10 protein-coding genes are annotated in these 11,912 nt (G+C 36.7%); 6 read left to right on the top strand and 4 right to left on the bottom strand.

What is annotated here, in order from left to right:
• Positions 1-79: 79 nt before the first annotated feature.
• Complete coding sequence (locus tag ACZZZW_RS03825) at positions 80-952, top strand: hypothetical protein (RefSeq protein WP_463492312.1); 873 nt, start codon at positions 80-82, stop codon at positions 950-952.
• 59 nt (positions 953-1,011) lie between these two features.
• Here ACZZZW_RS03825 and ACZZZW_RS03820 read toward each other — a convergent pair whose 3' ends face one another.
• On the bottom strand, positions 1,012-1,410 hold the full coding sequence (locus ACZZZW_RS03820) for an HIT family protein (protein ID WP_463492311.1): 399 nt from the start codon (positions 1,408-1,410) through the stop codon (positions 1,012-1,014).
• Between the two features lie 97 nt (positions 1,411-1,507).
• Positions 1,508-1,981 carry a transcription elongation factor GreA gene (greA, locus tag ACZZZW_RS03815; RefSeq protein WP_029276724.1) on the bottom strand — a complete coding sequence of 158 codons (474 nt, stop codon included), beginning with the start codon at positions 1,979-1,981 and terminating at the stop codon, positions 1,508-1,510.
• Between the two features lie 292 nt (positions 1,982-2,273).
• On the opposite strand from greA, the gene ACZZZW_RS03810 reads away from it, so the two are divergent.
• On the top strand, positions 2,274-4,154 hold the full coding sequence (locus ACZZZW_RS03810; RefSeq protein ID WP_463492310.1) for a M1 family metallopeptidase: 1,881 nt from the start codon (positions 2,274-2,276) through the stop codon (positions 4,152-4,154).
• 185 nt (positions 4,155-4,339) lie between these two features.
• On the opposite strand, the gene ACZZZW_RS03805 is transcribed toward ACZZZW_RS03810, so the two are convergent.
• Together ACZZZW_RS03805 and ACZZZW_RS03800 are read right to left on the bottom strand one after the other, a co-directional pair.
• Positions 4,340-4,816, bottom strand: a complete 477-nt coding sequence (locus ACZZZW_RS03805; RefSeq protein WP_055908970.1) for an OsmC family protein — start codon at positions 4,814-4,816, stop codon at positions 4,340-4,342.
• Positions 4,817-5,101: 285 nt separating this feature from the next.
• Positions 5,102-6,031, bottom strand: coding sequence for an NAD(P)-dependent oxidoreductase (locus ACZZZW_RS03800; protein WP_463497709.1), 930 nt, complete (start codon positions 6,029-6,031; stop codon positions 5,102-5,104).
• A 216-nt stretch (positions 6,032-6,247) separates the two neighbouring features.
• Between ACZZZW_RS03800 and ACZZZW_RS03795 the strand changes: the two genes are divergently transcribed.
• The 4 genes from ACZZZW_RS03795 to ACZZZW_RS03780 all read left to right on the top strand — a co-directional run bounded on the left by ACZZZW_RS03795 (position 6,248) and on the right by ACZZZW_RS03780 (position 11,881).
• Positions 6,248-8,734 carry a TonB-dependent receptor gene (locus ACZZZW_RS03795; RefSeq protein WP_463492309.1) on the top strand — a complete coding sequence of 829 codons (2,487 nt, stop codon included), beginning with the start codon at positions 6,248-6,250 and terminating at the stop codon, positions 8,732-8,734.
• A gap of 106 nt (positions 8,735-8,840) precedes the next feature.
• Positions 8,841-9,395, top strand: coding sequence for an NUDIX domain-containing protein (locus tag ACZZZW_RS03790; protein ID WP_463492308.1), 555 nt, complete (start codon positions 8,841-8,843; stop codon positions 9,393-9,395).
• Positions 9,396-10,624: 1,229 nt separating this feature from the next.
• Positions 10,625-11,086, top strand: a complete 462-nt coding sequence (gene tnpA, locus ACZZZW_RS03785) for an IS200/IS605 family transposase (protein WP_463492307.1) — start codon at positions 10,625-10,627, stop codon at positions 11,084-11,086.
• A gap of 36 nt (positions 11,087-11,122) precedes the next feature.
• Positions 11,123-11,881, top strand: coding sequence for a lysophospholipid acyltransferase family protein (locus ACZZZW_RS03780; RefSeq protein ID WP_463492306.1), 759 nt, complete (start codon positions 11,123-11,125; stop codon positions 11,879-11,881).
• Positions 11,882-11,912 lie beyond the last annotated feature (31 nt).

Here is an 11,912-nt window from a genome sequence, read left to right as displayed (position 1 = left end):
TGCAAGCAACCATTTACAACCTGGCGGCGTAATAGCGGCATATCATTTTAATAAAGTTAAAATTTAAAACAAAAATCTTATGCTAATCTACTTAAAAAAAAATCTATTGGTTATGCTTTGTATAGCCATGGTATTTACTGCCTGTAAGAAAAACAGTTCAGACGATCCAACAAATCCACCTGCTGCTAACAATAATAAAGGGATACAACTGGCAGCTGATGCGAAGTTTGGATCGGTACTAACGGATAAGGATGGCAAAACTTTATACTTTTTCTCATCTGATGCAGCTGGTACACCAACCTGCGTTAACGGTTGCGAAACAATATGGCCGCTTTATTATTCTGCAGATGCCAGTACAGATTTAAACTTAAACAAAGCCGAAGTTGGCGAAGTTACCCGTGCCGATGGCCGTAAACAAAGTACTTATCGCGGTTATCCACTTTATTATTACTCGGGCGATGCCGCAAAAGGCGAAATTAAAGGAGATGGTGTTGGCGGAATCTGGTTTGTAGCTAAGCCTGATTATTCTTTGATGCTGGCCAATGCACAATTAACATCTAAAAATATTAATTACACCAGCACATATGCTGTTGGAGATGGCAAAACCATTTACTTAACGGATAACAAAGGCCGCACCTTATATGCTTTTGCTAATGATAAAAATAGTGTAAATAATTATACTAAAGGAACCACGCAAGAAGGTATCTGGCCAGTTTATGAATCTGAAATCCTAAACGTTCCTTCTGTAATAACTAAAACTGATATCGGGGTCATTACCGTTGCTACAGTGAACAAAAAGCAATTAACCTATAAAGGGTGGCCTTTATATTACTATGTTCCTGATGTAAACAGAGGTGATAATCAAGGCTTCAATGTAAAGCCACCAACTGCAGCAGTTGGTTCAGTTTGGCCGGTATTACAGCTTAATTCTACTGTTGCTCCGGCACCATAAAATTCTTTGGGTAAGGCGGGTTGGAATGGTCGGCTGTTGTTTTCACAGCCGGCCTTTTTTTATACTTCTAATAAGGCTTGTTTAATTTTTTCAGCAGCATCAGCCAGTTCTTCGTCGCTTGGCTTTAGTTTTTCTTTACTAAAGTTCATATCGCCAACATTATTCATTGGTATTAAATGAATATGTGCATGGGGCACTTCCAATCCAATTACAGAAACGCCTACCTTTTTACAAGGGAAAGCTATCTTAACTCCTTTAGCTACAATTTTAGCAAACATCCAAAGACCTACATATAAATCTTCGTCCATATCGAAAATGTAGTCGGTTTCTATTTTTGGAATAACCAGAACATGGCCCGCTGTTAAAGGTTGAACATCCAAAAAAGCTAAATATTCTACAGTTTCAGCTACAACATGTGCAGGGATTTCGCCTGCAACGATTTTTGAAAAGATAGTCATTTGAGGGTTATGGTTTAGGGTGTAAGGGCTGGGCAGTTAGCGTTAAGTGTTTGGCGGCAAGCGATTAGTAAAACGCTCATCGCCAAACGCTATCCGCTTATCTCGATATTTCGAGTACTTCGAACTGCATTTTACCTGCAGGCACTTCAATTTCGGCAAATTCGCCTACTGATTTACCCAATAAACCTTGCGCTATCGGCGATTTAACAGAAATTTTCCCTGTTTTTAAATCAGCTTCTGTTTCGGCTACCAACTGATAAGTCATCGTAGCACCGTTTTTAACATTTTTTATCTTTACGATAGATAACGCAAGCACTTTCGACAGATCAAGTTTCGATTCGTCAATTAAACGGGCATTGGCTAACGTATTTTTTAATTTTGAAATTTTTGCTTCATGCAAACCCTGCGCCTCTTTGGCTGCATCGTATTCTGCATTCTCCGATAAATCACCTTTATCCCTCGCTTCTGCAATTGCTTTAGATATTAGCTGACGACCGGTGGTTGTTAAATAATGAACTTCCTCTTTTAATTTATCTAACCCCTCTTGGGTGTAGTATGTTACCTCTGTCATTGCTCTATTAATTTTATTCAAACGCTATAAAAAACAAACAAGACTATATAGTTGGTTTGCTACATAGTCTTGCTTCAATTATAACGAAGATAAATTGTGGAAATTACAAAAGCAAATAAATACTCATGATTTTTATGATTTAAGGTTTTATATGCCTCATAATGGGATGATTAGGAACAGATACCACTGAGTACGCAACTTAAGATTTAGCCACTGACAACGTAACATTCAATCATACACGTATTCAAAATTCAATCATTAGTTTTAATTTAGCTAAAATTATTCTTAAAAAATGAAAAAGATATTGTCTATTGCCCTACTGATCTGTTTGGGTGGGTATACTGTTTCTGCCCAAGAACTTTATATGCCGCGCAACATTAAGGCTGCATATGCCAAGGGTACCCGTTCAATGAGCGGAAAACCTGGCCCCAATTATTGGCAAAACCATGGTAAATACAACATGGCTATTAAAGTAGATGCCAACACGAAGGTGGTTAGCGGTACCGAAGAAATTTTATACAGCAACAACAGTACAGATACTTTAAAAACACTCGCCATCCGCTTTGTAAACAATTTACACAAACCAACTTCTCCAAGAGGCGGCGCAGTGAGCGAAGATTTTTTGAGCACCGGTTTAAATATTGCTGCTTTTTCGGTAGATGGCGAAATTTATCAGGTTGATAGTAAGAGCTGGGGAACAGTTGGCAATGTAAGATTAAAAAAACCTTTGTTGCCTAAATCGAAAATAACAGTAAAAATCGACTGGGATTATCCATTATCAAAAGAAAGTGGTAGAGAAGGGCAAATTGATCCAAATTCGTTCTTCGTGGCATATAGTTATCCTCGTGTTTCGGTATTTGATGATTATAATGGCTGGGACCGCATTCCGCATACGGATAGAGCCGAGTTTTATAACGATTTTAACGATTACGAATTCTCCATTAAAGCACCTAAAAATTATGTGGTTTATGCGACAGGCGATTTCCTGAATCCAGACGAGGTTTTACAACCTGAAATTTCTGCCCGTTTAAAAAAATCGTACAATGGGGATGAGGTCATTCACATTGCTACCGAACAAGAAATGAAAGATGGTAAAGTAACCCAGCAAAAAGACTGGAACACCTGGAAATTTGCAGTAAACCACATTACCGATGTTACCTTTGCCTTAAGCAACCATTATGTATGGGATGGTGCAAGTGTAGTTGTAGATAAAAAAACAAGTCGCAGAGCAAGTGCACAAGCTGCATATAACCCAACCACAGGTAAAGATTTTGTAAACTCGGTTAAGTATAACTTGAATGCTTTAGATTGGTTTTCTAACAATTGGCCAGGTATCCCTTATCCTTATGTAAAAACAATTGCTTTCCAGGGTTTTGCTGATATGGAATATCCGATGATGGTAAATGATTCGCAATTTGGAGATCCGGTTTTTGCTCAATTGGTTCAAGACCATGAGGTGGCACATACTTATTTTCCATTTTATATGGGCATTAACGAAACCCGTTACGCTTACATGGATGAGGGTTGGGCCACCACATTTGAATATTTAATTGGTATTGCAGAACATGGAAAGGAAGCAGCAGATAAGTTTTATAAAAACTTTAGGGTAAACCAGTACATTAATGATAAATCTGCAGAAGAAGATCAACCTGTAATTTCGATGTCTGATCAGGTATCGGGTACAGGTTACGGAAATAACTCTTATGGAAAAGCTTCGCTATCTTATTTAGCATTAAAAGATATGCTTGGTGATGATTTATTTAAAAAAGCATTGCATAACTATATGAGTAACTGGAACGGCAAACACCCAATTCCATGGGATTATTTTAACTCGATGAATGCGGGTTCTGGACAAAACTTAAACTGGTTTTTTCAAAACTGGTTCTTCAGCAACAATTATCTCGATTTAGCCATTACTAAAGTTACCGCTGCAAAAGGTAAATCTACGTTAACAGTTAAAAATACAGGTGGGTTTGCCATTCCTTTTGATGTGGTGGTTACTTATACAGATGGAAAAGTAGATACCATCCATAAAACCCCGGCAGTTTGGAAAGCAAATCAGAAAGAAGTTGTGGTAACAGTGAATAGTGCTAAAAAAGTAAAATCGATCAGTTTGGATAACGGCATTTATATGGATGCCACACCAGCAGATAATGTTTGGTTAGCTAAATAGTTTTCAGTTGGCAATTTTCAGTTGGTGGTTCGATACGGCTACCAACTGAAAACTGTTAACTAATAGTCCTCGTTTTTAACAAGGATTATCGAGATTCGCATTTGTAATGCGACATAAACAAATAATGGCGATAAAATGGCTTACATCCTCATTACAAGCGAGGACGATATATCAACTGAAAGCTGTTAACCGTTTTCTGCTTTACAAGTAGGTTCATGTTTTACCGGAAAATTTAGCGAATTAGCAATAAAACACATTTTATTTGCTTCATGGTGAAGCGATGTTGCAAGTTCGTAATGTGCTTTATCTGCAATTAAAACCTGTGGATGTAGTGTAACTTCTTTAAACTTACCACTACCATCCGCACCTTCTTCCATTGTACCTGTGGCTTCATCTTTATAGTCGATAACCACAATCTCGTTTTTTGAGCATAAATGTAAATACCAAAGCATATGGCAACTTGAAATAGAGGCCAACAACAAATCTTCGGGGTTATATTTAGATTTATCACCCAAAAATGCAGAATCTGATGAACCGGAGATATCGGCTTTACCCTTTACCGAAATTACATAATCGCGATCGTAAGAACGGTAATCCATTGTACCCGAGCCTTTATTGCCCGTCCAGGTAACTGTAGTAGAATATAAATGATCTTTCGGCATGATAAAATTGGTTAGATTGTATAGCCAATTTAAGAAAATAAAATTGAGATTTCCCTGTTTTTTCGCGTACTTTCAGACAAAAAATTAAGCTTTTTATCACTAAGGTGGCTTAAGTGGTAAATTAATTTGAAAAGCAGGGTTTAGTGGTGCTTCGGTTCCGAAAGCCCTGCTATCTCTCCAAGTCCTCGCTGCGCTGTGGGCTTTCCGCTCTATCAGGTTTAGTTAACAAAGAGTTTCGAAGTCAGCAAATACACCTTGAAGCTTTAAAAACCTGCAAGGTCTTGATTAGCTAAAACTAAGTCCCTTTAATTTCTCAGCTAAAACTTCCGAGATCTTACGGTACGAATCAAAAGTCCAGCCGCCAACATGTGGGGTTAAAATTACCTTTTCGTTATTCTTTAATTCATCATACCAGGACTGTTCACCTAAGGCGGGGAATTTTTCTGTCTGTAAAACATCTAGTCCTGCCCTTAATATCTTTCCTGTTTTTATGGCATTCAATACTGCTGCTGTGTTTACAATTTCGCCCCTTGCGGTATTGATAAAGAAAATAGGCTTTTTAAAATGGAAGAAATATTCATCATCAACCATTTGTTTGGTTTCGGCTGTTAAAGGAATATGCAAACTCAGCACATCGCTGTGTTTTACAATTTCTTCCATACTCACCTCGCGGGCAAAAGCATCAGAAAAACCGGTTTTATATTTATCATAAGCCATTACATCTACTTCGAAGCCAGCGAGCTTTTTCGCAAAACTTTGTCCCATAAAACCATAACCGATAATGCCAACTTTTTTTCCTTTCAGTTCGTAACCACGGTTTCCTTCCCGGTCCCAAATGCCATTCCTGATTTCGATATCGGCCCTGCGGAAGTTGTTCATCAACGATAATAGTAATCCTGTGGCATGTTCGCCAACCGCATCACAATTGCCTTCGGGGGCATTTATTAATGCTATATTTTTTTCAAAAGCAATTTTATCATCAATATTATCCAGGCCCGCACCTGCCCTTGCCACAAACTTTAAATTTGGTGCAGCAGCAAAAATTTCGGCATCAATCCTAAATTTTGTCCTTACGGCAATCCCCGTATAATCTTTTATTCTATCTAATGTTTGTTGTCGCGTAATCTGTGGTTCATCGTCTACCTGGTAACCCATAGCAGTGGCCTGCTCTTTAAATGCAGGGTGCAGATCATCAACAATCAATATCCTTTTCATCATAAACAAAAGTAACATTTTGCAAATTGATCAATTGTAATATTCCTCATTGTTTTATCAAAACGAAACCTACTGATTTGTTAAAGTATTAACAGCAGGTTACCACAAAAATATTACTATAAAATGGCTGTAATAAAATAGTTACGGCTCCTTAATTAAACTTAGTTGCCGTTACTTTGTCTCCCTTTATAAAAACACACGAAATTTTATTTTTTAATGAGACTTATACATTCAAGAACAATACAGATTACCCTCTTACTTTTAAGCTTAACATTTAGCCTTTTTGCCCAAACAGGTGGAAAAGCAAAAATTACCGGAATACTTAAAGATGCAAAAACACAGGAAACCATTCCATTTGCTACGGCCGTTTTAATAGATAAGGCTACTGCTAAAAATGCTAAAATTGTACAAACAGATGTAAACGGTGCATTTGTGATGGCCGATATCCCTACCGGAAATTTTACTTTTAAGATAAGTTTTGTGGGTTACCAAACGATGGTGAGGGATAACATAGCCATTACTGCGGCAACAGGTACATTAAACTTTGGTGAGATCAAAATGAACCCAGCTAAAGGAAATGTATTAAGCGAAATTACTGTAACGGGCGAAAAACAGGGCATGCAGATGGGGATTGATAAAAAGATTTTCGCAGTAGATCAAAGCGTAATCAGTGAGGGTGGCTCGGCAGGAGATTTATTGCAGAACGTACCCTCAGTTTCTACTGATATGGATGGTAACGTAAGTTTACGTGGTTCTACTGGCGTAAAAGTATTAATTGATGGGAAACCCTCGTTAATTGCAGGCGGTAACGTTGCGCAGATTCTTCAATCTATCCCGGCAAGCTCTATTGAAAGTGTTGAGGTAATTACTAATCCATCAGCTAAGTACGATGCTGAAGGTCAATCAGGCATCATTAACATTGTGTTGAAGAAAAACACAAAACTTGGCTTTAACGGTTCAGTTGCGTTAACAGCTGGTAACCGCGATAACTACAATGCAAATACCAATTTAAGTTTCCAAAACAGTAAAGTAAATATTTATGGAAATTATGGCTACCGTTACGGCAACCGAGTTGGTGGTGGTTTTCAGGATATTTATTATAAATCGGATTCTTTAAGAACACGATTTGCCAACCAGAACACTGTTTCCAAATCATTGGATAAAGGCCATAATGCCAAAGCGGGTATCGATTATTACCTTACGCCTAAAAGTGTAATCAGTTTATCAGGAGGTTTTAACTCAAGAGAAAATGACCGTAATGAGCAGCTCAACATCAGGCAATTGGATAAAAACCAGTCGCCAGTTTTATTAAGCAACAGAACCAATAGCACCGATGGTTTCGGAGATAGTTATGATGCCAATTTAGATTATGTACAAAAATTTAAAAAAACTAAAGAAGAACTTACATTCAACTTCGGCTATTCATACGGCACAAACAATAGCAACCAGTATTACAGTACCAATACCATTAACCGCAACGGTGTGCCCATTGATGAAACTTTAAGTTTACAACGTGTATTCAATACCGGCAACAATACCAACTATAACATACAAACAGATTATGCTCTGCCTGTTGGTAAAGCTGGTAAAATTGAAGTGGGTTACCGCAGCCAGATCCGTTTAGGAGAAAATGATCAGTATGCGGATTCGATCCCTACAAACACAAATATTTACATCAGTAACAATAAATTAATTAATGGATTCGATAGTAAAGATCAGGTGCATGCACTTTATTTCAACTACCAGAACCAGATTAAAGATTTTGGATACCAAATAGGGTTAAGGGGCGAAGATGCACGTTTAGATACCCATTTAGAAGGTTATACCGGCAATGTATTAACCGCTGCAGAAGGAAACATCCACTACAAAAGAATTTACCCAAGCGTTTTCTTAACACAGAAATTAAAAGGAGATAATCAGCTGCAATTGAGTTATACCCGTCGTGTAAACCGTCCACGCCCATGGGATACCAATCCGTTTTTAGATGTTTCAGATCCTTTAAATTATAGAGGTGGTAACCCGAATTTATTGCCGGAAGATGTACACTCTTTCGAGCTGGGGTATAGCAAATACTGGAAAAAAGTAACCTTAACATCGAGTTTGTATTTCCGCCAAACCAATGATGTGATTCAACGCGTAAGAAGTACACCAGTTAATGGAATTATAACTTCAACCCCTCAAAACTTAACCAATCAGATTAATAGTGGTTTAGAATTAATCGGTCGTTTCGACTTGATCAAAGCTTTAAACTTTACAACCAACGTTAACCTTTACCAGGCGAAGTTTGCCGGAGATGCCAGGTTTGATATCCCATCGAGCAGTGGCTTTAGCTGGAATGCCAACCTAACTGGAAATTTAACCGTAGTTAAAAATCTATCATTACAAGTGCGTGGCGATTACCGTGCACCAGAAGTAATGGCACAGGGTAAACGTAATGCCATGTACGGAATTGATGGTGGGGCCAAATATGATTTCCCAAACAAAAAAGCATCTCTAAGTTTCAATGTGCGTGATGTGTTTAACACCAGAAGATGGAGCATGACAACTGAAGATAGAGCAACAATTGTTGATTTCGAACGCCAATTTCAAGGAACAATGGGCAACCTAACCTTCTCTTACCGATTCGGAAAAACCACTTTTACTGGTACAAATAAAAAGAAGAAAGAAGAGCAGGACAACCGTCCTGATGAAGGATCGTTTTAATAACTTAAGGTGCTTAGAAATTTTTAAGCACCTTTTTTTTTTACCAAATTTTATTCAATACAATTCCTTCCTGCGTAAAAGCTATTACAAGTTATTATCTTGCAGCATGGAAGAGATAAATCCCTGGAAAACGCTAGATAGCGATGTAAAATACGATAACAATTGGATCCGTTTAACTGAGCACCAAGTCATCAATCCATCTGGCGGAAAGGGAATTTATGGTACCGTTCATTTTAAAAATCTTGCCATAGGCATACTTCCGTTGGATGAAAACCTCAATACCTGGCTGGTTGGCCAATACAGATATGCGCTAAATGCCTACAGTTGGGAAATTCCGGAAGGTGGTGGACCATTTCATGAAGCACCGCTTGAAAGTGCCCGAAGAGAATTATTGGAAGAAACGGGCTTGAGTGCCAGAAACTGGAAAGAGATTCAAAGAATGCATCTTTCTAATTCTGTAAGCGACGAACTAAGCATTATTTACCTAGCTACCGATTTAATACACGGCATTGCAATGCCCGAAGAAACCGAACAACTAATTGTTAAAAAATTACCTTTCGAAGAAGCCTATCAAATGGTTTTGGATGGTAAAATTACCGATTCAATGAGCGTTGCCGCAATTTTGAAAGCAAAGCTGATGATATTAAATGGTGAATTGTAATTATAAACACCAAATGTTCCTACGGAACATTCAAAATATTGCATATTTTTTCTACCCAGCACATGTCCCGATGGGACATTAAACTATATCAATGTTCTAACAGCTTTTTAGAGATATTTTCTTTTATAATCCTGTAAAGCACTCATACTAAATCTTCTCAAAGAAACATTTTAACAATGCTGAATATTTTCAAATAGGGTATTTTCCTATGGAACATTATTATTTATAAAATCTGTTTCTTGTTCCGTAGGGACAAATCTTAGAACTACTAACTAGCATATGTCACGATAGGACATTAAACTATATCAATGTCTAACAGCTTTTTAGAGATATTTTTTTTTATCCTGCTAATTATTCTACTAATTTTCATAAACAAGAGTTATGTAATTGAATTTTTCCGATAAAAAAAGATTAAGATTGATATTATTTAAAAAATCCGTTCCTTGTTCCGTAGGAACAAATCCTCGAACTACTAACTAGCATATGTCACGACAGGACATTAAACTATATCAATGTCTAACAGCTTTTTAAAGATATTTTCTTTTATAATCCTGTAAATAATAAATCTTCGAAAAGAAACATTTTAAAAATGCTGAATATTTTCAACTAATGTATTTTCCGATGGGACATTAAAGAAAATGGATGTCTAACAGCTTTTTAAAGATATTTTCTTTTATAATCCTGTAAATCTTCGAAAAGAAACATTTTAACAATGCTGAATATTTTCAACTAGCGTATTTTCCGATGGGACAATAAACTAAATTAATGTCTAACAGCATTTTAGAGATATTTTCTTTTATAATCCTGTTAAAGCACTCATACTAAATCTTCTCAAAGAAACATTTTAACAATGCTGAATATTTTCAAATAGGGTATTTTCCTATGGAACATTATTATTTATAAAATCCGTTTCTTGTTCCGTAGGAACAAATCCTGGGTAGAACATTACGAATTATAATTTTCGTTCCGTAGGAACGTTTCGTGTTCCAACAAAAAGATAAGGTTTTATAGAAAAATTAAAAAATAATTGCTAATTTGATTTACGCATTGCTTGCAATGGAAGATTGCTTATTTAATAAGCACATATTAAAGCGTTTTTAAGTATCCCCTAAATATTAAATCATTCCATTTTCTATTATCCCTTAGTGATAAACCCTCGGCAGCAAAAATTTCGCTTTGAAATTTTGGTTTCCATAGGAAAATTATTGTTGATTTAATTTTATAACGCTATGCCAAACACATACACGCAGTTGCATATCCAATTTGTTTTTGCCGTTAAATTTCGTGCTTCCTTAATCAGGGCAGAATGGAAAGAAAGACTGTTAAAATACATTACAGGAATATTCCAGACAAACAACCATAAAATGATTCAAATTAACTGTATGCCTGATCATATACATATCCTAATTGGAATGCGGCCTCATCAATCTATTTCCAGTCTTATCCAGAATGTAAAAACCGAAAGTTCCAAATGGATAAATGATCAGGGATTCTGTAAAGTTAAATTTGCATGGCAAGAAGGATATGGTGCTTTTTCATATTCAAAAAGCCATATTCAACAGGTTATTCAATATATTCAAAACCAGGAACAACACCACAAAAAGCAAAATTTTTTAGAGGAATACACCAGCCTTTTGGAGACCTTTAAAATTGAATACGAAGAAAAATACATCTTCAAAGAACCAGAATAATTTATTATTATCTTTGCAATCTATTAAACCGACCAGATGAGCAAGCTTTTTGGATATATTTTAAGCCCTATTTTTTATATTTTTTTTGGATTAACCCTCTGCATCTTCCACCCAATTCAATGGCTTAGTTTTAAGCTTTTTGGCTATAAAGCGCACAAGGTTTCCGTAGATATCCTTAATTTTTTTCTCACCTATTGCCAGGTTTTCCTTTTCAATTCGATCAGTTTTAAAAATGAATATGATTTGCCAACCGACAGACCGATTATTTTTGCGGCAAATCATCAGAGCATGTACGACATTCCATCGCTAATCTGGTTCTTAAGAAAACACAGCGCAAAATTTATCTCCAAAATTGAGCTTACCAAAGGTATTCCATCCATCTCCATTAACCTCCGTTTGGGCGGTGGAGCAAATATTAACCGTAAAGACAATAAGCAGGCCATTTCAGAAATTATTAAACTTGGTCGTAGAATGAAGGAAAACAACTGGAGTACGGTTATTTTCCCGGAAGGAACAAGAGCGAAAGATGGGCAATTAAAAACATTTCAGTTTGGAGGCATCGCAACCATCTTAAAGGTTGTTCCTAATGCACTAGTAGTACCGATAGCCATCGAAAATTCATGGAAAATTGTTCGCTTCGGCATGTTTCCGTTAACCACAGGCAACGCCTTAAAATGGACGGTTTTAAAACCCATAGAACCAGGCATAAAAACACCGAATGATATCACCCTGGAAGTTGAAAACGAAATCAGAAAAGTTTTGGGTCAACCAGTGGCGCAGCCTGCTATTTTATAATTTTTATTAATTTCTTTAAAGATCCTTCGAC

The organism is Pedobacter sp. AC379, from assembly GCF_979258145.1.
This window is presented reverse-complemented; position numbering and strand designations above follow the sequence as displayed.